This is a genomic window from Saccharothrix lopnurensis, from assembly GCF_042658445.1.
Classification (GTDB): domain Bacteria; phylum Actinomycetota; class Actinomycetes; order Mycobacteriales; family Pseudonocardiaceae; genus Actinosynnema; species Actinosynnema lopnurensis.
The window spans coordinates 76,716-98,267 of the sequence record NZ_JBHSQO010000023.1; the positions used below are offsets into that span (position 1 = coordinate 76,716).

At 75.2% G+C, this 21,552-nt stretch carries 20 protein-coding genes; 4 read left to right on the forward strand and 16 right to left on the reverse strand.

The annotated features are described in order from the left end of the window. The first annotated feature begins 42 nt into the window (after positions 1 to 42). Positions 43 to 561, forward strand: coding sequence for a putative immunity protein (locus ACFP3R_RS22120; RefSeq protein WP_380638306.1), 519 nt, complete (start codon positions 43 to 45; stop codon positions 559 to 561). A gap of 10 nt (positions 562 to 571) precedes the next feature. Here the strand turns inward: ACFP3R_RS22120 and ACFP3R_RS22125 are convergent, their stop codons facing one another. The 3 genes from ACFP3R_RS22125 to ACFP3R_RS22135 are packed head-to-tail and all read right to left on the reverse strand — an operon-like array spanning position 572 to position 3,394. Beyond that, positions 572 to 1,666: a Gfo/Idh/MocA family protein gene (locus tag ACFP3R_RS22125; RefSeq protein ID WP_380638276.1), complete on the reverse strand. Its 1,095-nt coding sequence runs from the start codon at positions 1,664 to 1,666 to the stop codon at positions 572 to 574. A gap of 55 nt (positions 1,667 to 1,721) precedes the next feature. Continuing rightward, entirely contained in the window at positions 1,722 to 2,462 is a 741-nt protein-coding gene (locus ACFP3R_RS22130) for a cupin domain-containing protein (RefSeq protein ID WP_380638277.1), read from the reverse strand. Beyond that, a complete protein-coding gene (locus ACFP3R_RS22135; RefSeq protein ID WP_380638278.1) occupies positions 2,459 to 3,394 on the reverse strand; it encodes a DUF6807 domain-containing protein in 936 nt (311 codons plus the stop codon). Before ACFP3R_RS22135 ends, ACFP3R_RS22130 begins: the two co-directional genes overlap by 4 nt. A 235-nt stretch (positions 3,395 to 3,629) precedes the next feature. Between ACFP3R_RS22135 and ACFP3R_RS22140 the strand changes: the two genes are divergently transcribed. Next, entirely contained in the window at positions 3,630 to 4,160 is a 531-nt protein-coding gene (locus ACFP3R_RS22140) for a GNAT family N-acetyltransferase (protein ID WP_380638279.1), read from the forward strand. A gap of 21 nt (positions 4,161 to 4,181) precedes the next feature. Here the strand turns inward: ACFP3R_RS22140 and ACFP3R_RS22145 are convergent, their stop codons facing one another. From ACFP3R_RS22145 to ACFP3R_RS22175, 7 genes are all read right to left on the reverse strand, one after another. Next, positions 4,182 to 5,054, reverse strand: a complete 873-nt coding sequence (locus tag ACFP3R_RS22145; RefSeq protein ID WP_380638280.1) for an SAM-dependent methyltransferase — start codon at positions 5,052 to 5,054, stop codon at positions 4,182 to 4,184. A gap of 181 nt (positions 5,055 to 5,235) precedes the next feature. Beyond that, positions 5,236 to 7,116: a PLP-dependent aminotransferase family protein gene (locus ACFP3R_RS22150; RefSeq protein ID WP_380638281.1), complete on the reverse strand. Its 1,881-nt coding sequence runs from the start codon at positions 7,114 to 7,116 to the stop codon at positions 5,236 to 5,238. A gap of 250 nt (positions 7,117 to 7,366) precedes the next feature. Continuing rightward, positions 7,367 to 7,801: an STAS domain-containing protein gene (locus tag ACFP3R_RS22155; RefSeq protein WP_380638282.1), complete on the reverse strand. Its 435-nt coding sequence runs from the start codon at positions 7,799 to 7,801 to the stop codon at positions 7,367 to 7,369. Between the two features lie 331 nt (positions 7,802 to 8,132). Beyond that, positions 8,133 to 9,494 (reverse strand): PP2C family protein-serine/threonine phosphatase, encoded by a 1,362-nt coding sequence (locus ACFP3R_RS22160; protein ID WP_380638283.1) that lies wholly within the window; start codon positions 9,492 to 9,494, stop codon positions 8,133 to 8,135. A gap of 177 nt (positions 9,495 to 9,671) precedes the next feature. Continuing rightward, complete coding sequence (locus ACFP3R_RS22165) at positions 9,672 to 10,250, reverse strand: cation efflux transmembrane domain-containing protein (RefSeq protein WP_380638284.1); 579 nt, start codon at positions 10,248 to 10,250, stop codon at positions 9,672 to 9,674. Positions 10,251 to 10,394: 144 nt separating this feature from the next. Further along, positions 10,395 to 10,754 carry a Cd(II)/Pb(II)-sensing metalloregulatory transcriptional regulator CmtR gene (gene cmtR / locus ACFP3R_RS22170; protein WP_380638285.1) on the reverse strand — a complete coding sequence of 120 codons (360 nt, stop codon included), beginning with the start codon at positions 10,752 to 10,754 and terminating at the stop codon, positions 10,395 to 10,397. Between the two features lie 42 nt (positions 10,755 to 10,796). After that, entirely contained in the window at positions 10,797 to 11,750 is a 954-nt protein-coding gene (locus tag ACFP3R_RS22175; RefSeq protein WP_380638286.1) for a helix-turn-helix domain-containing protein, read from the reverse strand. A gap of 333 nt (positions 11,751 to 12,083) precedes the next feature. Here ACFP3R_RS22175 and ACFP3R_RS22180 point away from each other — a divergent pair, with 333 nt between their 5' ends. Then, positions 12,084 to 12,824, forward strand: a complete 741-nt coding sequence (locus ACFP3R_RS22180) for an AfsR/SARP family transcriptional regulator (RefSeq protein WP_380638287.1) — start codon at positions 12,084 to 12,086, stop codon at positions 12,822 to 12,824. Here ACFP3R_RS22180 and ACFP3R_RS22185 read toward each other — a convergent pair. From ACFP3R_RS22185 to ACFP3R_RS22210, 6 genes are all read right to left on the reverse strand, one after another. Next, the gene (locus tag ACFP3R_RS22185; protein ID WP_380638288.1) at positions 12,815 to 13,996 is read right to left on the reverse strand and encodes a glycoside hydrolase family 88 protein; all 1,182 of its coding nucleotides are present in this window, start codon (positions 13,994 to 13,996) and stop codon (positions 12,815 to 12,817) included. The two genes, ACFP3R_RS22180 and ACFP3R_RS22185, sit on opposite strands and share 10 nt — an antisense overlap. Positions 13,997 to 14,033: 37 nt before the next feature. After that, positions 14,034 to 14,726, reverse strand: coding sequence for a hypothetical protein (locus ACFP3R_RS22190; protein ID WP_380638289.1), 693 nt, complete (start codon positions 14,724 to 14,726; stop codon positions 14,034 to 14,036). Next, positions 14,723 to 15,637, reverse strand: a complete 915-nt coding sequence (locus ACFP3R_RS22195; RefSeq protein WP_380638290.1) for a carbohydrate ABC transporter permease — start codon at positions 15,635 to 15,637, stop codon at positions 14,723 to 14,725. The genes ACFP3R_RS22190 and ACFP3R_RS22195 overlap by 4 nt, the downstream gene beginning before the upstream one ends. After that, positions 15,637 to 16,560, reverse strand: a complete 924-nt coding sequence (locus ACFP3R_RS22200; RefSeq protein ID WP_380638291.1) for a carbohydrate ABC transporter permease — start codon at positions 16,558 to 16,560, stop codon at positions 15,637 to 15,639. The genes ACFP3R_RS22195 and ACFP3R_RS22200 overlap by 1 nt, the downstream gene beginning before the upstream one ends. Before the next feature lie 81 nt (positions 16,561 to 16,641). Beyond that, positions 16,642 to 17,946, reverse strand: coding sequence for an ABC transporter substrate-binding protein (locus ACFP3R_RS22205; RefSeq protein WP_380638292.1), 1,305 nt, complete (start codon positions 17,944 to 17,946; stop codon positions 16,642 to 16,644). Between the two features lie 81 nt (positions 17,947 to 18,027). After that, positions 18,028 to 20,043 carry a DUF2264 domain-containing protein gene (locus ACFP3R_RS22210; protein WP_380638293.1) on the reverse strand — a complete coding sequence of 672 codons (2,016 nt, stop codon included), beginning with the start codon at positions 20,041 to 20,043 and terminating at the stop codon, positions 18,028 to 18,030. A 395-nt stretch (positions 20,044 to 20,438) separates the two neighbouring features. Here ACFP3R_RS22210 and ACFP3R_RS22215 point away from each other — a divergent pair, with 395 nt between their 5' ends. Beyond that, complete coding sequence (locus ACFP3R_RS22215) at positions 20,439 to 21,545, forward strand: substrate-binding domain-containing protein (protein WP_380638294.1); 1,107 nt, start codon at positions 20,439 to 20,441, stop codon at positions 21,543 to 21,545. Positions 21,546 to 21,552 lie beyond the last annotated feature (7 nt).

Sequence of the window (21,552 nt, forward strand, 5' to 3'; positions counted from 1 at the left end):
AACGCCGCGACGCCCGCCCCCACCACACCCGACCCCGCCACGATCGAACTCGGCCGGGACGAGCTGCGGGCGGTCACCGCCTACGCCGTGGCGTGCGCGCGGACCGCCCTGGCGGTCTTCGAGCGCGAGCACCCCGACGACCGACGCCCCCGGGCCGCGATCGAGGCGGGGCGGGCGTTCGCGGACGGGGTCGAGCGCACCAAGGCGCTGCGCGACCGCGCGTGGGCCGCGCACCGGGCGGCCCAGGAGACCCGGGACGCGGGACGGGCCGCGGCGAGCGAGGCCGCCCGCGCGGCCGGTCACGCGGCGGGCGCGGCGTTCCTCCACCCCCTGGCGAAAGCCACCCAGGTCAAGCACGTCCTCGGCTCGGCCGCCCACGCCGCGCGGGCGCTGGAGCTGGACGCCGGGGACGACCACGCCACCGGGGACGGGCACCTCGCGCGGTCGCGGGCCCTCGCGGACCCCGTCGTGGTGGACGTCCTGGGGCGCTACCCGGCCGCCCCCGCCGGCGGTGGGCGGGTCGGGGAACTGGTGCGCCGGTTGGACGCGTCGCTCCGGTGAGCGCCCGGGATCACCCCTCGTCGCGGGGTGTGGCCGGCCAGGGCGCGCCGCTGCCCACCATGCGGTCGTGGAACGGGTGGCCCTCGGTGATCTCGCCCTGCGCCACCGTCCGGCCGGTGAACGCCGAGGCGTAGGTGGCGGCCACGAGCTCCATCGTCAGGCGGGCGTCGGCGGAGGTGACCGGGGGTGTCGCGCCGGTGTCCAGCGCGTCCAGCACGGCGGCGAGCTGGGCGGTGTGCCCGCTCGGGGTGTCGACCGGCTCACCGGCCCACAGCGGGGCGAGGTCGTCGACGCCGGGGGCGGCGGTCACCGCCCAGTTCGCGTCGGAGTAGCCGTAGAGGTGCTCCAGGTCCACCGTGGCCCGCTCGAAGTCGAAGCGCAGCAGGCTGGTCTGCCGGGGTGACACCAGGGAGTTGACCACGGTGGCCAGCGCGCCCGACCCGAACCGCACGAGCGCCGCGGACACGTCCTCGGTGTCGGTGGGCCTGGCCTGGCGGGCGGCGATCGCGGTGACCTCGGTCCACCGGCCCAGGACCGACAGCATCAGGTCGAACTGGTGGATGCCGTGCCCCATCGTCGGCCCGCCGCCCTCCAGCTCCCACCTGCCCCGCCACGGCACCGCGAAGTAGTCGTCGTCGCGGAACCACAGCGTGGTCGCCGACGCCAGCAGCGGCCGGCCCAGCGCGCCCTCGGCGACCAGCCGCCGCAGCCGGACCGCCCCGGAGCCGAACCGGTGCTGGAACACCGTCACCACCGGCAGCCCCGCCTCGGCCTCGGCGGCGCGCAACCGGTCGAACTCCGCCAGCGACAGCACCGGCGGCTTCTCCACCACCGGCACCGCGCCGGCCGCCAGGCACTCCAGCGCCAGCGCCAGGTGCGACCCCGGCGGCGTGCACAGGTGCACCAGGTCGGGCCGGGCGCCGGCGAGCAGTTCGGCCAGGTCCGGGTAGACCGGCACGTCCCACTTCGCGCCGAAGGACGCCGCCCGCCCGGGGTCGACGTCGACGGCGCCGACGAGCCGGGCCCGGTCGGCCAGGTCGACGACCGCCTGGGCATGGGCGTGGGCGATCGCGCCCGTGCCGACGACGGCGCTGGTTCGGGTCACGGAAGGCGCTCCTCACGGGGTTGTCGGCGCGGGGGCGGTGGGCCCGCCGCGGGGTTCAGGCGAAGTCGGTGAGCGGCAGGGCGGCGCGCACGTCGTGGGGGCGCAGACGACCGCACATGCCGAACACCGGTCCCGGCGGGGGTTCGGGGGCCCGCAGGACGGTGGCGCGGTCGAGGTGCGGCGCCGCTCCCCCGGCCAGGTCGCCCAGCGCGGCCAGGGCCGCGTCGACCTGGCCGAGCGGACCCTCCCGCACGATCTCCTCCCAGTCCCCGGCCCGGTCGCGGACCAGCGCCGCGGCGGCGGCGTAGAACTCGCGCAGCGGACCCCGGTCACCGGCCCGGACCGCGTCCCGGATGGGGAGGAAGCCCTCCACCGCCAGGTCGCGGCGCCGGCGGGCGGCCGCGGCGCGCTCGGCCTCCGGGGCCCCGGTCGGCAGGGTCGCCGCGGCCCGGTAGCGGTCCGCGTCGGCGACGACCCCGGGCGGGAAGGTCAGCACCGCGTCCCCGGCCTCGGGCAGCCCGGCGTTGCCCATCAGGACCACCACGCGCAGGTCGTGGTGGTTGACGGCCCGGTGGAGGGTGCCCGGGGTGAACCAGACGACCGAACCGGGGCGCAGCGGGACCTCGCGGCAGCCCTCCGGGGTCACGGTGTGCAGCTCGCCCTCCCCGCCCACCACCACGTAGCACTCGGTCGAGACGAGGTGCAGGTGCGGGCTGCCGCCCACCACGCCGTCGGGGGCGGGGTCGTCGTAGACGTCCAGGAACGACAGCGAGGCGCCGCCCGGGAAGGTGCTCACGCCGCCCCGCCCGGACCGGGCGGGTCCTGCCCCAGCAGCTCCCGCACCGCGTCGGCCAGGTCGCCGGCGTCGTCGGCGTCGCCGTCGGCCACCCCCGCGCCGTACCGGAACCGCACCGCGTCGCCGTCCGCGAGGACCAGCTCCTCGCTGAAGAACGGCGCCGGGTTGAGGCAGGCGAACTCCGCGGAGCGGACGAACCAGCGCGGCGGGTGGTCCGGGTTGTCGGCGTGGTCGACCAGGAGGACCAGGGAGTCCGCGCCGTCGCCGTCGTGCCGGCCGGTGAAGGCCATCCACTCGGCGCGCCGGCCGCGCAGGTCCTCGGCGCGGCCCACGCCCTCGGCCGCCACGACGCTCCCGCCCGTGAACGAGCGCGGGCCGCGCCAGAACAGGCCCCCGTACCCGGCGTTCTCCCGGCCCTTCGTGGTCGGTGAGCCGAAGGCGAGGTCCCCGCCCGAGGTGTTGGTCATGGTGGTGTCGAAGGTCAGCGCCCACGCCCGCGCCGACAGCAGGGCGGCGCCGACGGTCCGGCGCTCGGTGAGCACGGTCCGCCCGGACCGGGTGACCCAGTCCAGGTCGTGGGTGAACCAGGCGGTCCCGCCCGAGGCGCCGACGTCGACCACCCGGCGGTGCCGCTGCGTGCCGTTGTTGTCCAGCTGCACGTAGGACCGCCCGCGGACGTAGGTCGGACCGCCCCAGAAGTTGTCCTCGCCGACGTTGGGCAGCGACCAGGCGATGCCCTTGTGCCACACGTGGTCGTGCGGGCGGAACAGGCTCACCAGCCGACCGGCCCGGGTGCGGACCGGGTGCAGGAACGGCTTGGGGGATTCCGCCTGGCGCGTGTCGGGCGCGTAGTCGTAGCGCGCCAGCTCGACGTCCCCGGCGCGGATGGTCAACGCGGAACCGATGTCGTGGCGCAGGGCGAGCGCGGTCACGGACCGACCTCCCCGGCAGCGGGCGCGGTCACGGGCCGACCTCCCCGGTCACGGTGGCGGTGAGGGCGTCCACCCGGTCCCCTTCCGTTCGGAAAGCGCTTTCCCCGGAGTATTCAACCGGCCTCGCCCGCCGTCAAGGCGCACCGCCTCCGTTCCGCACGATCCCCGCCCCACGACGCGCCGGGGGCCGTAGGATGACCTGTGGTTCCCGCAGCGCGGCAGGACGGGGGAACACGTGCTCACCGAAGTCGGCGCACCGGGTCTGCTCGCCCTCGCCCAGCCCCTCGAACGCATCTACCGCGCCTGCTTCGCCGAACCGCCGTGGAACGAGGACGAGGCCCGCTTCGCCGGGTTCGCCGACCGCCTCGCCCGGCACGTCGCCGAACCCGGCGTGCGCGGCTTCGTCGCCTGGCACCACGGGGAACCCACCGCCGTCGTGTACGGCTGGCCCGCCGCGCCCGAACTGCCGGACACGCCGTTCCACACCGGCGTCCACAACGCCCTCCACCCCGCCGAACGGCACCGCCTCCGCCCGCCCGCGATCGAGGTGGTGGAGCTGATGGTGGCCCCGGAGCACCGGGGGCGGGGCCTGGGCGGGCAACTGCTGGGGCGCCTCGTCGGCGGGTTCCCGCGCGCCTGGCTGTGCACCCACGCCGACGCCCCGGCCCGACGGCTCTACCGGGCCAGGGGGTGGGTGGAGCGCGGCGCCTTCACCGATCCCCTCGGCGCGCCGCTGGTCGTGTTCACCCTGGACCTCGCCGGCTGACCGGGCGCGGGGCGCCGGTCCTCACGCCGCGGCGGGTTTGCGGAAGAGGAAGAGGTAGGACCCGAGGTGGTCGTGGAAGAAGGTGCGCATCAGCGGCACCAGGGCGTCGAACCCGGCCACCTCCTCGGCCCCGAAGCGCTCCACGACCTCGTCGTGCCGGTCGGCGTAGAGCAGGCCCATCAGGTCGCCGGTGAACGCGCTGTTCTGCGTCATGTCCTCGACCCCGGCCAGTTCGAACCCGGCGTCGGCCGCCCAGCCGATGGTCTCCGCGGGCGTGGTCGGGGGCATGCAGCGCCACACCTGCCGGTAGGCGACCAACCCCTCCGGCGCGGGCGTCCCGCGCACGGTGAAGTCGCTCATCAGGAAGTGACCGCCGGGCCGCAGCACCCGGGCGGCCTCGCGGAACGCCCGCGGCCGGTCGGACAGGTGCGGGAACACCTCGATCGACAGGGCGGCGTCGAACGAGCCGTCCGGGAAGTCGAGGTCCATGGCGTTGCCGTAGCGGAACGAGACGCGGTCGGACACGCCCTCCGCCCTGGCCGCCGCCTCGGCGCGGGCCAGGTGCTCGCGGCTGACGTTGATGCCGGTGACGCGGCCCCCGGTGCGCTGGGCCACCCGCACCGCGGGCACCCCGGTGCCGCAGCCGATGTCCAGCAGGTGTTCGCCGGCCCTGAGCCCGAGGGTCTTGATGTGGTGCTCGGTCTGCCGCTCCTGGGCCAGGTTGGCCAGGTCGCCCAGGCCGGAGGCCGGTGCGCGCTCACCGGGCTCGGACCACATGCCGACGTGCAGGCCGATGTCACCGGTGATGAGCCCGTACAGGTCGGTGAACCGGTCGTAGTTGGCCCCGATCTCCTCGGGGGTGGGCGCGGTCGTGCCGTCGTCGGTCTCCGTCATCGATCGGGTCTCCCTCGACGCAGTGAGCCGTGAGTTGCACCACCGTACCGACTGTTCCGGTCGCCGTGCCCGGAACTCACCCCGATGCCCGAACGGGGCCGCCCGCGCGGGCGGCCGTTCCCACGACCGCGCGGCGGGCGCCCCCGGTCACCGGAACCCGCGACTCACTGGAACCCGCGACTCACTGGAACCCGCGACCGAGGACGGGCACCAAGGCCAGGGGCCGCACGTCGGTGGCGAACGTCGCCGCGCCGGCCGGTCGTCCGGCCCCCGGCATCGGTCCGGGCCGGGGCTCGGGCCGGTCGAAGGCGCCCTCGGCGAAGAGGTCCTCGACGAACGCGTCCACCTTCTCCTCCGTGACCGACGGCATGGCGAACACGTGCGCGTAGTGGCGCGGCCCGCCGGACTTCACCGGCATCGGCTGGCAGGACAGGGACCACTTCTCCACCAGGTGGTCGTTGGGCCGGAGGAAGCGCACGGTCAGCGCCATCGGGCTGCGGTCGACGTGCAGGCCGCCCTCGGGGAGCCGGTCCTCCCGGTCGAGGCGGTCCTCCAGCTCGCGCAGCGAGCTCTCCAGGTACCGGGTCACCCGCAGTGCCCGCACGGCCAGGGCCGCGTGCTCGCGGATGGACCTGGACGCCAGGTGGTTCCACAGCACCAGGGGCGACAGGCCGTTGCGCGACCCGGCGAACGTGGTGTCGGGGGAACCGGTGTAGGCCGGCGTGGCGGGCGGCTCGACCCGGAACTTGTTCTTGGTCATGAACACCCCGCACGGCCAGGGCGCGCCGGGCCACTTGTGCCCGCTCATCACCAGGGAGCTGACCACGTCGACGCCGTGGACCTCCAGGCCGAAGTCGAACTCGGGGATCTTGCCCTTGATCTCCCGGCGCAGCTGGACGGCCAGCTCGCTGCCGCGCTCCTCGGCCGCCGCGATCCGCAGGAACGGCATGAACCCCGCGCCCAGCGCGCCGTCGACGTGCACCCAGAAGCCCCGGCGGCGGTCGATCCTGCCGGGCTCGAACTCGATCTCGCGCTCCAGCAGGCCGTGCTCCGCGAAGATCGGGACGAGCCGGGCGGCGACCTTCTCCACGTTGTCGTAGGCGCCCTTGAAGGTGGTGCCGAAGTTGAGCAGCAGCAGGATCGGGTGCCCGCGCTCGGCGAAGAACCGGACGAGCCCCTCCAGCGCCTCCACGTCGATCTCGCCGCTGCCCTCCGCCCCGCCCCTGGACGGCACCTCCATCGGCCACTCGTCGGCGATGGGGCACTGCCCGGGGTACTCCCGCCTGCCGATCGCCGCGAAGGTGTCGATCGCCAGCGTCCGGACCGCCCTGATCACCGAGTAGTGGGTGTCCTCGGAGTAGAACGCCACGGGCCGGTAGGCGTTGTCCGGGGCCTCAGGGCGGGGGTCACCGCCGGCGGCCGGCGTCGGCGGCGCGGCCTGCACGTACATCATCTGCGCCACCGGCTGCCCGTCGTCGCCGCCGGGTTCGGTGATCAGCTTCTTGCCCGACAGGTAGTCGCGGGCGGAGGCGAGCGCGTAGAGGTTGCCCTCGGTGGAGCCCATGGTCAGCACGTAACCCCAGTAGCTGTCGGGGTTCTCGGCGTCGTAGGGCCACGCCGCCCGCCAGAGCGACGCGTAGTGGTCGAGGACCGCGCGCTCCACGATCTTGGTGTTGACCTTGTAGTTGCCCTGCTGGAACGGGTCGCCGACGTTGTTGAGGTGGAACTCCAGGAACCGGCCCAGGTCCTGCTGGCAGCGGGCCATGTCCTGGTTGCCCTGGAACCCCACCATGGTCCCGTGCTTGCCGACCAGGTAGGTCTCCAACCGGTTGAGGGCCCGCTTCCGCTGCTGGTCGGTCAGCCCCTCGGCCGGGATCTCGAACTCCCCGATCTCCAGCTCCGGGTCGCTCGGGTAGACCTCCCTCGGGTCCCGGTCCGGGCCGGCGATGACCGGCGCGTGCCCGTCCGCCAGTCCCGCCGAGGCCAGCAGCTCCGACCACGTCGTGTCGTCCGGCCCGTAGGGGAAATCGGGGTGCTGCCGCCCGGTGGGGTGCCCGCTCATGACGTCCTCCCTCGACCCGCCGGACCGCCCGCGCCGGTCCGCCGCACTGTGCGTCGGAGCGTGCCACCGGCCGACCTCGGACCCGGGGGCCGGACCGGCGGGTTCGCCGGGTCGTGGCGGATGTTCACCCCATTGGGCGGGTTTCACGATCGGAGGACAGGCAGGAACGGCGGTTGCCCGGCCCGGTGCGCGGGGGTCCGGGTTCAGGCGGGTCCGGGTTCAGGCGGACCCAGGTTCAGGCGGGTCCGGTTCAGGCGGGTCCGGGCACGTCCGGCGGCGGCTCGGTGGCGCCGGACGCGGTCCGCGCGGCGGCGACGGCCCCGTCCAGGTCCGGGTGGGGGGCGAGCACCGCGTCCAGGTTGGTGGCCTGGAGCGGGCGCAGCACGGCCCGGTGACCGGCGACCAGGACGAGGCGCACACCGCCGCGGTCGGCCCGGCGCGCGGCCTCGATCAGCAGCTCCAAACCGCTGGAGGCCAGGAACGTCACCCCGGACAGGTCCACCACCACCCCGCCGGAGGCGCCGTCCAGCCACGGCAGCAGCGCGTGGCGCACCACGTCGCACGTACCCATGTCGATCTCGCCGCCGACCCGCAGCACCGGCACGCCCCCGACCGCACCGGCGTCCACCGAGACCACCGCACCGGCGTCCACCGAGACCACCGCAGACGCGCTGTCCTCGCTCATCCGCGCACCCCTCGTCCTCCCCGGCCGGCGGTGGGGGGGTCGACCCGGCGACCCGTCCGCACGGCGTCCGCCAAGGCCACGGTAACGGCAGTCCACCCCCGGCGGGGGGACGGTCGCGCCGACGGTGCGACGGCCCGGGTCCGGGTGACGCAGGGTGATTGTCGCGGGGGTCCGGTCGGCGCGCAGTCGGCGCACAAGGCATCGGCGCCCTGCCGGTGATGCCCCCGAGCGTGGCCCCGAACCACGCACCGCACCACCGGCAGGGCGCCGGGCACTTACCCCGTCGCGGGCCCTGCTCCCGCTCCCCAGTGGTACCCGGGCACGCCGCCGACTATGCGGCTACGGCGAAATTCCACGTGCCGCGGCGTTGTCGATCACCGGTTCCCGGCGGGACGCGCAGGGCGAGCAGGGCGGTGTCGTCGTCGGGTCGACCGTGGTCGTGGCGGGCGATGGCCTGGCCGACGTGGGTGACGACCTGCTCGGCGGTCATCCCCCCGCACTCGGCCAGCACCCGGGCCAGGGCGTCCTCCCCGAACTGGGGCCGCACCGCGTCGGGGTCGGTGGCCGGCGGGCGGGCCTCGGTGGCGCCGTCGGTGTAGAGCAGCAGGGTGTCGCCGGGTCTGAGGCGGAAGCGGACGTCGGTGAGCTTGACCTCGCGCAGGACGCCCAGCAGGGTGCCGGTGCGCCCCACGGGGTGGACGCGGCCGTCGGCGCGGCGGATCAGCGCGGGCGGGTGGCCCGCGGTGCACAGGCGTCCGGCGACGCCGCCGGACGTGGCGCGGAAGGTGGCGTAGGCGGCGGTGAGGAACCGGTCGGACCCGCGCTGGTCGAGCATCGCGGTGTTCAGGTTGGCCAGGATCGTGGCCGGGGACAGGTGGCGGGTGGCCTCGGCGCGCAGCGTGTAGCGGGCCAGGGCGGTGACCTTGGCGGCCTCGGCGCCGTGCCCGCACACGTCGCCCATCACGGTGCACCACCACCGGCCGGTGGCCTGGAACAGGTCGTAGAAGTCCCCGACGACCCGGTCCCCGTGCGCGGGCAGGTAGGACGCGGCCACGTCCAGCCCCGGCACCGGGACCAGGGCCGGGGGCAGCAGGCTGTCCTGGAGGCTCCGCGCGAGGTCCCGCGAGGCGGTCAGCGCCTCCCGGGCGGTGGTCAGCGTCCGACGCAGGTTCAGCTCGTTGGACACCGCGCGGGACAGCGTGGCCAGCGACTTGAGCTCACCGGGCCGCCACCGGTGCGGGACGTCGTCGATCACGTACATGCCGCCCAGCACATCGCCGCCCGGCCCCAGCACCGGGTAGCCGGCCCAGGCGCCGATCCCCGCCGCGACCACCGAGGGGTGGTCGCGGGTGCGCAGGTCGGTGGCGGCGTCGTCGACGACGAACGGTTCGCCGCCCAGGCCGACCAGGACGCCGCAGAAGCCCTCCCCCACCGGGTCCTGGCGGGTCGCCGGGTCGACCCCGACGGCGGACTTCCAGAACGAACGCCGCTCGTCGACCAGTGCGATGACCGCCCGCGCGCACCCGGTGACCGTCGAGGCCAGCTGCGCCAGGTCGTCGAACGCCTCTTCCGGCCCGGTGTCGAGCAGGCCCGTGGCCCGCACCGCCGCCAGGCGCGCCGGGTCCGACAGCGCGGCGGGCAACCCGTCCTGCCTGAGCCCGCCGGGGAAGACCACACCAGCCACCGCAGCCACGACGAACCCTTTCGCGCCAGTCACCGGTCACCCGCGCGGGGGACCGGCGCCGAGCGCTGTACCGCCCGACGGGTACTCACGGTAGTCCGTCGTCGGCGCGCCGTCGGCTTGAGTCGGACCGGGGAGTCGGGTAGGGGCCGGGCGCGGTCCGGGGCCGGGCCGGTCGTCCCGTCCCGGTCAGCAGCAGTGCTCCCCGCGCCAGGCTTCGCGCCCCTCCTCGACCGCCACGGCCGCGATGACCAGGGCCACGACCGGGTCGGCCCACGACCAGCCGAACAGCGAGTTGAGCAGCAGCCCGACCAGCAGCACGCCGGACAGGTAGGTGCACAGCAGCGTCTGCCTGGAGTCCGCCACCGCGCCGGCCGAGCCCAGTTCGCGCCCGGTGCGGCGTTGCGCGGCCGACAGGAACGGCATGACCAGCAGCGACACCGCCGCCAACGCGATGCCGACGGTGGAGTGGTCGGCGGTCCCCGCGCCCAGCAGGGTGCGGGCGGACTCGACCGCGACGTAGCCGGCCAGCGCGAAGAACGACACGGCGATGACCTTCAACGCCGTCCGCTCCCGCGCCTGCGGGTCCGGGCCGGCGAACTGCCAGGCCACCGCCAGGGCGGAGGCCACCTCGATCACCGAGTCCAGGCCGAAGCCGATGAGCGCGGTGGACGAGGCGATCGTCCCGGCGGTGATCGCCACGACGGCCTCGACCACGTTGTAGGTGATCGTCGCGGCCACCAGCAGCCGCACCCGCCGGGTGAGCACGGCCCGCCGCCGCGGGTCGACCGCGCCGCGCGGTGCCGGGGCCGGGGACCCGCAGCAGCCGTCCGCGCACCCGTCCTCCCGCGCACCCGTCCTCCCGCGCCGCCGGCCCGGTGCCCGTGGTCAGGCCGGGATCGAGGCCGTCGCTCATCCGGCCGCCGCCACGGCGGTCGGCGCCGGGACGGCCCCGTCCCCGTCGAGGCACGGTTCGGCGGTGTCCACCGCCAGCACGACCTCGACCAGCTCGCCCAGGGCGCGGACCAGGTGCGCGTCCGCCAGGGCGTAGTGGACCTGGCGGCCCTGGTAGGTCGCCACGACCAGGCCGCAGCCGCGCAGGCAGGACAGGTGGTTGGACACGTTGGAGCGGGTCAGCCCGAGGTGGTCGGCGAGCTGGGCGGGGTAGCTGATCCCGTCCAGCAGGCCGACGAGGATGCGGCACCGGGTCGGGTCGGCCAGCGCCTTGCCCAAGCGGGCCAGGGCGTCCTCCCGCGTCTCGCGTTTCAGCACGGGAGGAACCACACAGCCGTCGCTGTACTGTCGGAACGCCGTCTAACCGACCGGGTCGGCGCAGGCGCCGGACGGCGGTTCGCAGCCGACCCCGGAGGACGGGGGCTGCGACGACGGGGGCACCTCGACGGTCGTGGTGGTCGTCGAGGGCCGGCTCGGGGAGGTCGGGCCGGTCGTCGACGAGGTCGTCACCGAGGGGCGGCCGCGCGTGGGTTCGCCGCCCGGCCGGGGTGGTGCGACCGTCGGGACCACCGGGTTGTCGGCGACGGCGTCCACGGGGTCGCCGGTCACGGGCTCGTCCGACGGGGTGGTGGGGTCCGCCGAGACCTGGGAGGTGAGGGGGCCGGTGGGGCGCCCGTCCGCGTCCGTGCTGGTCCCGGGCCCGTCCGGGGCGGAGGCCGCCAGCACGGCGAGCAGGAACGAGGCCAGCACGGCTACGGCGGCCGGTAAGAGGGCCCGATGACGCAGGTGGCGGGACACCGGGCGCGGGGCCGCCGGCGGGGTGTTCTGCGGTCGGCTGGCCTGCGGTCTGCTGACCTGGGGTGGCCCGACCGGTCGGCGCTCATCGCTCGCGATCTCCGCTGGGGCGGCCGGCGCGGGGGCGGCCAGAGCTGGAGTGGCCAGAGCTGGAGTGGCCAGAGCTGGAGTGGCGAGGGCCGGGGTGGCGGCTGGAGCGGCAAGGACCGACCCGCCGGCCTGGGCGGCGAGGGCCGGCGCGGCGGCGAGCGCGGCGCGGGCGGCGGTCCAGGCCGCGACCGTCTCCGCCGTGGCGTCGGCGGCCCGCAGGAACGCCACCACCACCTGCATGCTGGGCAGGGTGGTGCGGGTCAGCGCGGTGTTGAGCGTGGAGGTGGGCAGCACGTCACCCGCCCGCGCCGCGCGGCGCTCCAGCTCCCGGTAGCTCAGACCGGTGCGGCGGCGCAGCTCGGCCAGCGCGGCGACGAACTCCGCCGGGTCGTCGGTGTCGGGTGGTACCCACCACGGACCGGTGTTCATCTCCCGACCTCCTGGGGCGGTCCGGGCGGCTCTCGCCGCACTGGGCCCTGCGCGGTACCGACCCAGGATGGCACCACCGCGGTCGCGCCCACTGCCGGTTCGCCGCTTTCCGCCGGGATCGGTTCGAGGTGTCCCGGACGCGTCCGGGACCCGTCCGGGCCGGTCAGCGGGTGTTGTCGGACACCGCGCCGGACGGGTTGCCTGGCCCCACCGACCACTTCCGGGCAGTCCGGACCGGGAGAGCAGGAGAGGATGCCGATGTCGAGCTCACCACGACGAGGGCACCGCACGGGGCGACCCGGGCCAGGGTTGGGGGTCCGCCTCCTCGGCGGGGTGGAGGTGCTCGTGGACGGCCGGGCGCTCGACCTCGGCCACGCCGTGCGCCGCCACGTGCTGGGCGTGCTGGCGGCCGACGCGAACACCGTCGTGACCGCCGACCGGCTGGCGGACCGGGTGTGGGGGCACCGGCGGCCGCCCGGCAGCCGCAGCGCCGTCTACAGCTACGTCTCCCGGCTGCGCCACGTCCTGGCGCCCGTCCGGGGGCTCGACCTGGTCCGCCGGTCGGGCGGCTACGTGCTGGAGATGGACCCGGCGGTCGGTGACCTCCACGCCCTGCGCGCGGCCTTCGCGGGCATCCGCGCCGGGACCCCGGACGAGGACGACCTGCGCACCGCCCTGGACCTGTGGGGCGGCGACGCGCTGCCCGCCCTCGACAGCCCCTGGGCGGACGACCTGCGCGCCGCCGCCCGGCGGCAACGGCTCACGGTCCTGCACGTCCACGCCGACCTCGCGCTGGCCGCCGGCGAGCACGACCGGGTCGCCGCGACCCTGGCCCGGCACACCGCCGAGAACCCCCTGGACGAACGCCTGGCCGCCCAGTACATGCTCGCCGCCCACCGCACCGGCCGGCGGACCGAGGCGCTCGCGCACTACGACCGCTTCCGCCGGCACCTCGCCGAGGTGCTGGGGATCGGCCCCTGCCAGGAGCTGCGGCACCTGCACCAGGTGATCCTGACCAGCGACCAGGCGGGACGGGCGCTCGACCCGTCCCACCACCGGGCGGCTCACCAGTAACCGCGCCACCCGGGCTCCAGGTGCCGGAACAGGGCTTCCAGGTAGAAGTAGTCGCCCCACAGGTTCCCCTCGTCCACCCCGACCAGCTTGGGCTTGTCGTAGACGCCGTGCCGGAGCAGGGCGTTGGACGTGCCGTCGTGGGCGGTCGAGTACGAGGTCGCGAGGCTGGTCAGGATGGCGTCGCCCTCGGCGCGGTAGCGCGCGGCGGCCCGCTCGTCCACGTGGTCGGCCAGCTCGTACAGGCCGCACACGGCGATCGCGGCGGCCGAGGAGTCGCGCTCCTGCCCGCTGCCGTCGGTGAACACCAGGTCCCAGTAGGCCACGCGGTCCTCGGGCAGCCGGGTCAGGAAGTGGTCGGCGCAGCGCCGGGCCGCGTCGAGGAACGCCTCCTGCCGCGCGTGCCGGTAGCCCAGGGCGAACCCGTAGGCGCCCCACGCCTGCCCGCGCGCCCAGCACGAGCCGTCCCGGTGGCCCTGCTCGGTCGCGCCCCGGAGCGGTTCGCCGGTGTCCGGGTCCCAGTAGTAGGTGTGGAACGTGGTGCCGTCCGGGCGGATCACGTGCCGTTCGAGCTGCTCGGTGTGGCGGACGGCGGCCCGCGCGAACGACCGGGAACCGGTGGTCTCGGCCGCCCAGTACAGCAGCGGCAGGTTCATCAGGCTGTCGATGATGGTGCGGCCGCGCTGGAGCGGGTCGCCCAGGTCGCCCCACGCCTGCACGATGCCCGCCGGCTCCAGGAACCGGTCCATGAGGTGGTCGGCGGCCCTGAGGGCGGCGTCGCGGGCGCGCGGGTGCCCGAGCAGCCGCCACGGGGCCACGCAGGACAGGGTGTAGAGGAAGCCCAGGTCGTGGGTGTCCAGGTCGATGCCGCGCTCGACGCGCTCCGCGAAGCTGTCGACCTGGGTCCGGGCGGCGAGCAGCACGGCCTCGTCCCCGGTGCGCTCCCAGACCAGCCACAGCATCCCCGGCCAGAACCCGGTGGTCCACCCGGCGTTCGCGCCCTCGGGCCGGCCGCCGCGCGGGGTGCGCGGCCGGTAGACGCCGCCGGTCGTGGTGTCGTCGGGGTACCAGCGACCGAAGTCGGGGATGTTGCCGCGGACGGTCGCCGCGGCGGCGTCCCAGGCCGCGGCCAGGACATCGGTGGGGGGTGCGGCGCGGTCTGCTTCCGCGGACATGGTTCTCCCTCGGGACGGGTTGCGGCGGGCGCGGGGTTCAGCGCGCCGCGGCGGAGCGCGGGTCGGGCCGTTCGGCGCGGGCGCGCAGGGGGCTCAGGGTCGCCCGGCCGCTCACGCCGACGACGTGCAGCACCGGGCCGGTGAGCAGGGTGAGCGCGAGGACGGGCGCGGCGGCGACCGCGGCGGCCAGCACCCACAGGGCGGCCAGCGACACCAGCGTGAGGTGGGGCCGGCGGACGGCCAGGAACAGGCAGGCCCGGACCAGGCGGCGGACCGGCACGTCGGGGTGCTCGACCACCCCGGTCAGCGCCACCAGCGCGGTCGCGGCGGTGAGCACGACCAGCACCGCCAGGACCGGGGTGGCGACGGCCCCGATCGGCGTGCCCCAGGCCGCGCGCAGGTCCACGGCCAGCACCAGCAGGGCGGCGGTCGCGGCGCCGGACACGGCGGCGGCCCGGCGGGCGTGCCGGCGCCAGGCGCGGCAGAACCCGCGCAGGACCGGCGAGCCGTCGTCCCGGGCGATCGAGGCGCCCACGGCGTGCGCGGCGGCGACGGCCGGTCCCAGGACCGGGGCCGTGAGCACCAGCAGCGGCCAGGCGGTCGCGACCGGGGTGAACAGCAGCACGGCCAGGAACGGCGCGCTCGCGGTCACCACGAGGACGCCGGTGGCAAGCAGGCCGTGGACGGTGCCGAACACCCGGGCGTAGGTCTCGTGCGACACGGCCGTCACCCCTTCACCCCGCTGGTCGCGATGCCCTCGACGAAGTACCTCTGCCCGAGCAGGAACACCACCGCGACGGGCAGCACGGACAGCACCGAGCCGGTCATGATCAGGGCGTGCTCGGCGTTGTACTGGCTGACGAACGACTTGAGCCCCAGCTGGATCGTCCACAGGTCGGGGTCGCGCAGGTAGATCAGCGGCCCCAGGTAGTCGTTCCAGGTGGTCACGAAGGTCAGCAGCGCGAGGCCGGCCAGGGCGGGCACGGACAGCGGCAGCATGATCCGGAAGTAGATGCCGTACTCGCTCAGGCCGTCCACGCGCGCGGCCTCGCACAGCTCGTCGGGGATGGTGGCGTAGTACTGCCGCATCAGGAACACGCCGAAGGCGCCGAACGCCTGGAGGGCCACGATCGCCCACGGCGTGTTGGTCAGCCCGACCTCCGACATCAGGATGAACTGCGGGATCATGTACGCCTGCCACGGCACGGCGATCGTGCCGATGTAGAGCACGAAGAGCAGGTTGCGCCCCGGGAAGCGGGTCTTGGCGAACCCGTAGGCGGCGAAGCTGCCGGTGAGCAGCTGGAGCGCGGTGACGACCACCGACAGGAACACCGTGTTCCCCAACCACCCCAGCAGGTCCGAGACCCGCCAGATCTCGACGTAGTTGGCCCACCGCGGCGAGTCCGGGAACCAGCTCACCGGGACCGAGAAGACGGCGTTGTCGGTCTTCAGCGAGGAGGAGACCATCCAGAAGAACGGCAGCAGCAGCGCGGCCGCCGCCACCGCGAGGACGGTGTGGCCCAGGACCCGGCCGGGCGCGGGGAGCCGCCCGGTGCGGCGGCGCGGTGGCGTCCCGGGTCGCGTCCCCGGGTCGACCGCGCCGGGCGGGGCGGGGTCGGGCAGCGTGTGCGGCGCGGCCATCAGGGGTTCCTCCTGCGGTTGACGGCGAACTGCACGACCGTGACCGCCGTGCAGAGCAGGAACAGCACGACGGAGATGGCGGAGGCGTAGCCGAACCGGTTCTCCACCAGGCCCTTCTGGTAGATGTACTGGGACAGCACCAGCGTCGACTGCCCCGGGCCGCCGTTGGTCATGACCAGGATCAGGTCGAAGACCTTGAAGCTGCCGATGGTGAGCATGACCGTGACGAAGAAGGTCGTGGGGCGCAGGCACGGCAGGGTCACGTTGCGGAAGCGCTGCCAGGCGGTCGCGCCGTCGATCCGGGCCGCCTCGTGCAGCTCCGGCGGCACGGTCTGGAGCCCGGCCAGGAACAGCAGCATGTAGTAGCCCACCTCCCGCCAGACGCTGACGACGACCACACCGGGCATGGCCCAGTCCGAGGACGCGGTCCAGCCGGGCGGGTCGTCCACCCCCACCAGGCCCAGGAGCTGGTTGACCGGTCCGGCGTCCCGGCTGAACAGCAGGTTCCACGCGATGGCGATGGCCACGATCGAGGTGACGTAGGGGAAGAACGCGGCGGTGCGGAAGAACGCCACGCCGCGCAGCTTCCGGTTGAGCAGCAGGGCCAGGCCCAGCGACAGCGCGAGCGTGAGCGGGATGTGGAAAGCCGAGTAGTACAGGGTGTTGAGCAGGGCGCGGTGGAAGCTCGCGTCCCGGGCCAGGCGGGTGAAGTTGTCCAGCCCGACCCACCTGGCGGTGCCGAAGACGTTCCAGTTGGTGAGGGAGATGTAGAACAGCGCGACGACCGGGCCCAGGGTGAGCAGGCCGAAGCCGAGGAAGTTGGGCAGGACGAACGAGGCGCCCTGGAGTGACCGGCGCGCCCGGTACCACCGCTTGCTCCGGTCCGCCGGGGTGCGCGGACCGCCGACCGTCGTGGTGCTCATCGGCTCTGTGCTCCTGCGTGGGTGGGGTGCGGGAGGGGACCGGTGCGGGCCCGGCGACGGGGCACCGGGCCCGCACGGGGGTCAGCGGGACCCGAGCACCTCGCTGCGGGCCCGGTCGCCCGCCTCGCGCAGGGCCTCGTCCACCGGCGTGCTGCCGGACATGATCGCCGAGTGGGTGTCCTGGAGGATGTTCTGCAACGCGGCGGTTTCCGGTGAGACGGGGTTCTCCGCGCGGGTGTCGTGCGTGGTGAAGGCGAACCGGGACAGCTCGTCGCCCGGCACGCCCCGGACCGCGAAGTACGCCCGCGTCACCGGCTCGGTCAGCGTGGCGGGCGTGATGCCGATGGACGCCAGCGCGGTCGCGCCGCCCTCCCCCGCCGCGAAGGACAGGAACTCCTTGGCCGCCGCCACCTCGCCCTCGTCGATGGCGGGGTTGATGCCGAGACCGGTGGGGTCGCCGAAGGTGACCGGCCGGTCCTCGGTGCTGCCGTCCCGCTGCGGCGCGGGCGCGAAGCCCCACCGGAAGGGCTGCGCGTCACCGGACTCCTGCTGGGCGAGGAGGGTGGCGACGTACCAGCTGCCCATCACCATCATCGCGGCCTGCTGCGTGCCGAACTGCGCCTGGTACTGGAGGGTGTTGGTGGTGGCCGTGCCGTAGTCCACCTGCGCGCCGGACGCCTGCTGCGCCAGGGCGCGCTCGTAGTAGGGCTCGAGGTAGCCGTAGTCGCCGCTGTTCAGGTCCGCGCCGGGGGTCTGGGCCAGCGCCAGGCCCTGCACGGTGGACTGCCACACGTGCTGGTAGGCGGCCTTGGCCGGGGAGCCCGCGGCCTTCAGGCCCGCGGTCAGGTCGGCCGAGGCCCGCTCGTACTCCGCCCACGTCCAGGTGTCGGTGGGCGGCGCCACGCCGGCGGCGGCGAAGAGGTCCTCGTTGTAGTAGAGGTACCAGGAGTCCTGGCGGTAGGGCACGGCGTAGGCCACGCCGTCCACCTGGTAGTTGCCCAGGCCGTTGACCCGGTTCCCCAGTCCCGCCGCGACGTCGGACACGTCCAGCAGCTGCTCGCCGCTCTGGTAGGTGATGAAGTTCTTGAGGGTCTTGAGCGCGTAGATGTCGGGCGCGCTGCCGGCGGCCAGGTCCGCGGTCAGCTGGGTGTCGTAGTTGGCGGCGTCGTACTCCTTGAACTCCACCCTCACGTCCGGGTTCTCCGCCTGGAACGCCTCGGCGAGCTTCGTGAACTCGGGGGTCGAGTTGAGGCTCCACGCGCTCATCGTCAGGGTGACCGGGCCGCCGCTGTCGGCGGTGTCGCTCCCGCCGCACGCGGTGGCGGTGAGCGCGAGGGCGGTGACGGCGGCCGTGAGGGCGGTCCGCCTGGGGTGCCGGTGTCGCATGGTCCTTCACTTCCTGGTCGGCCAACGGGAGGGCGGGCGCCGGCGCCGGGTGTGCGGTGCCCGCCGGTCGGGGCAGTCCGGTCAGGGCAGTGCGGTGCGGGTCCGCACGCCGTCGGGCCACCGGGTGGCGACCCAGGTCGTCGATCCGTCGCGGTCGAGCCGCAGCCCGGGTTCGGCGGACCGGGGTCCGTCGTCGCGGGCCAGGTCCAGCAGGACGGCGAACCACTCGCCGGGCAGGGCGGGGAAGTGCGCCCGGGGGACCGCGGCGACCGGTCCGAGGGGTCCGGCGTCGGCGCGGACGGACACGCCCGCGCCGGTCGCCCGGCCGAGCAGGACGGTGAGCGCCGACCGGGTTCCGCCGTCGGCGCGCACGGCCGGCGCCGGGCCGGGGGCGATGTCGAGTTCCGCGCCCGCGACGGGCCACCCGGACAGCCGCAGCGCCGCGGGAGGTCGGTCCTCGGCGAGGTCGTCGACCCGCACCAGGCGCACCTCCCACGGGCCGCGCACGAGCGAGTGCACCGTGGCGGTCCCGGCGTCGTGGTGGCGGCCCGTCCAGCCCGACCCGTGGTGGACCTGCTCCTCGTCGGGCTCCAGCCAGCGCACCACGCCGGACGAGGAGCCCAACCCCACGGCCACGCCGTCGGCGTCGACGACCCGGGTGGGGCCCGCGGCCATGCCGGACCGGTGGGACGCCCGGCCCTCGGCGTCGAGCAGCACCACGGCCTGGTCGTACGGGTCGGCCCAGCTCCCGGGGTCCAGCGGGGGGCAGGTCGCGGTGGAGTAGCCGAGGCGGGCGTAGAGCGGGGAGTCGCCGCGGGTGTCGCCCGGGGTGGCGTGGTCGGTGCCGTGGTTGACCACCCGGACCACGCCGTCGGCGGCCGTGCCGGTGACCAGCCAGCCCGGTGCCGTGATCGCCCGCACGAAGTCGCCGCGCTCCACGGGCAGCGGCTGCTCGTCGGCCGTCCACACCGGGTGCTCGGCGGGCAGCACCAGCCCGAGCATCCCCTTCACCGCCCAGTACGGCGATCCCGGACCGGAGTAGGACTGGGCGATGCGCGGCCACGGGCCGTGCCAGCCCAGCGACAGCAGGCGGCGCTCGTCGGGGGCGCCGCGGTCGGTGAAGTGGCGGACCACGGCGGTCGCGGCGCGGCGCAGGACACCGGGCGGGGTGGAGGGGACCTCGGCGAGGACCCCGACCCAGAAGGGCGCGGCGGCGGCGAAGCGGTAGGTCAGGCTGCGGCCCTGCACCAGCGGCGAGCCGTCCGCGCCGACCAGGTGGACGGCGTCGAGCAGGAAGCGGTCGAGCAGCCCGGTGTCGCGGGCGCGGCGGTCCTCGGCGAAGCCGGCCGCGCCGGGCATCCGGGCCCACAGCTGCGGGTAGAGGTGCAGCGCCCAACCCACGTAGTGGTCGAACGCGCGCTCGTGGCCGTCGGCCATCCAGCCGTCCTCGCGCCGGAAGCCGTCGTGGGTGGCGAGGTCCTCCTCGACGTCGGCGGCCGACCAGGGGCCGCCGACCGAGCGCAGGAACGCCTGCACGACCAGCCGGAACCACACCCAGTTGATGCGCGGGTAGGTCGGGTCGCCCACGGCGGGGGCGAGGTAGTCCACGACCCGCTCCCGCACGGCCGGGTCGAGCCGGTCCCACAGCCACGGCCGGGTCAGGTCCAGGGCCAGCGCCAGCGAGGCGGCCTCGACCTTCGCCTGCCCGTGCTCGTCCAGGCGCACCCAGCGCTCCGGGGACCGGGGGTCCGTGCCCGCCGCGATGCCCTCGGCGTACCACTCGGCCAGGTTGTCCGGGTCCGCGCCGTGTTCGCCGGCGAGCCGGAACGCGGCGAGCAGGAAGGTGCGGGCGAAGCCCTCCAGGCCGTCCACGTCGGCGCCGTAGCCGCCGGTCGGGCCGGGCAGCGAGATCCGCGCGTGGCCCGGGGAGCCGTGGGGGCGCACCGCGCGCAGCATCCCGTCGGCCGTGGCCGCCCACTGCCCGCGGGTCCACTGCTCGCGGGTCCACTGCTTGCGGGTCCACTGCTTGCGGGTCCACTGCTCGCGGGTCCGCTCGGCGGCTGCTTCGGCGGCCCTCGGGAGGGGTTCCGGCGGCATGTGCCCGTCCTTCGTCGTCGGAAGACGTTCGATCACACGATGCGCAGTTACTTTCGTTTTTGATCGCTTTGCTCGTCAAACAGTAAATACGTGCACGAGTGATCGTGTCAAGGGTCACACGGAGCGGGACCGTCCCGACCGGCCGCGGTTACCGGGGCGCGCCCGGACCTCCAGCCCGGCCTGTCGGCGCGAGGGATCACCACCGGCCGGCCACATAATTGGGCCCACGTCCGAACAACGGGAGGGTCCGCGGTGACGAGAGCGCGCACGGGGAACGGCACGGTCGGCGCGGACCGGGTGCCGTCCGGGCCGGCGACAGCGCCCGGCGTGCCATCACGCGGCGTGCCGTCACGCGGCGTGCCGTCGTCCTGGGGCACCACCGCGGCGGGGGCGCCGTGAACCCCGAGTCCCGCACGCTCGCCGCGAGCCGGCGCGCGTCGATCCTCGAAGCGCTGCACCGGGACGGCGTGGTCCGGATCTCCGACCTCAGCGAGCGGATGGGCGTCACCCCCGTGACGCTGCGCCGCGACATCGCGCACCTCGCCGGGGAGGGCCTGCTGCACCGGGTGCACGGCGGCGCGACCCTGCGCACCGCCGACACCCCGGTCCCCGGCGCGGCGCCCTTCGACGCCGCCCGACCCCCGTACCTCGGCTCGGCCGGGATGCTGGTCCCCTCGCTGGACTACTACTGGCCGGAGGTCGTCCGAGGGGCCGAGGAGGAGGCGTCCGCGCAGGGGTTGCGCATCCTGCTGCGGGGGTCGTCCTACGAGAGCGCCGACGACCGGCCGCAACTGGAGCGGTTGCTGGACCACGAGGACGTGTGCGGCCTGATCGCCGCGCCGAGCCTGACCGCGCCGTCCTCGGCCGCCACGATCGAGTGGCTGAGCACCATCGACACCCCGGTCGTGCTCGTCGAGCGCCTGGCGACGGTCGGCCCGCGCCAGGCGGTCGTGGAGTCCGTGGTGTCCGACCACGCCCTGGGCGCGGCCATGGCCGTGCACCACCTCTCCTCCCTGGGGCACCGCAGGATCGGCGTCGTCACCAGCGAGCACAGCCCCACCTCGCCGCACGTGCACCGCGGCTGGCTGGACGCGTGCGCGGAGACCGGCCTCGACCCGGCGTCCACCGTGGACACCGCCGTCCCCCGGCCCGGTGTGCCCGGCTGGGACGCCGCGCTGGACGCGGTGCTCGACGGGCTGGCGGCGACCGGGACCACGGCGGTGCTCGTGCACGCCGACACCGAGGCGATGGCCCTGGTCCAGCGCGCCGAGCAGCGCGGCGTCCAAGTGCCCGCCGGGTTGTCGGTGGTGGCCTACGACGACGAGGTGGCGGCGCTGTTCACCCCGGCGTTGACCGCGGTGCGCCCGCCGCGGCGTTCCATCGGGCGGGCGGCGCTGGCGCTGCTGGCGGCCCGGCTGCACGACCCCGACCGGCCGACGCACCGGGTGGTGATCACCCCGTCCCTGCGCGTGCGCGGTTCGACGGCCCCGCCGGCGGGCTGACCGGAGG

Excerpts from the sequence above, each read along its gene's own strand:
- ACFP3R_RS22145 (WP_380638280.1), bottom strand. The coding sequence starts at position 5,054 with ATGACGGAGACCGACGACGGCACGACCGCGCCCACCCCCGAGGAGATC.
- ACFP3R_RS22150 (WP_380638281.1), bottom strand. The coding sequence starts at position 7,116 with ATGAGCGGGCACCCCACCGGGCGGCAGCACCCCGATTTCCCCTACGGG.
- ACFP3R_RS22155 (WP_380638282.1), bottom strand. The coding sequence starts at position 7,801 with ATGAGCGAGGACAGCGCGTCTGCGGTGGTCTCGGTGGACGCCGGTGCG.
- ACFP3R_RS22175 (WP_380638286.1), bottom strand. The coding sequence starts at position 11,750 with ATGAACACCGGTCCGTGGTGGGTACCACCCGACACCGACGACCCGGCG.
- ACFP3R_RS22185 (WP_380638288.1), bottom strand. The coding sequence starts at position 13,996 with ATGTCCGCGGAAGCAGACCGCGCCGCACCCCCCACCGATGTCCTGGCC.
- ACFP3R_RS22195 (WP_380638290.1), bottom strand. The coding sequence starts at position 15,637 with ATGGCCGCGCCGCACACGCTGCCCGACCCCGCCCCGCCCGGCGCGGTC.
- ACFP3R_RS22200 (WP_380638291.1), bottom strand. The coding sequence starts at position 16,560 with ATGAGCACCACGACGGTCGGCGGTCCGCGCACCCCGGCGGACCGGAGC.
- ACFP3R_RS22205 (WP_380638292.1), bottom strand. The coding sequence starts at position 17,946 with ATGCGACACCGGCACCCCAGGCGGACCGCCCTCACGGCCGCCGTCACC.
- ACFP3R_RS22210 (WP_380638293.1), bottom strand. The coding sequence starts at position 20,043 with ATGCCGCCGGAACCCCTCCCGAGGGCCGCCGAAGCAGCCGCCGAGCGG.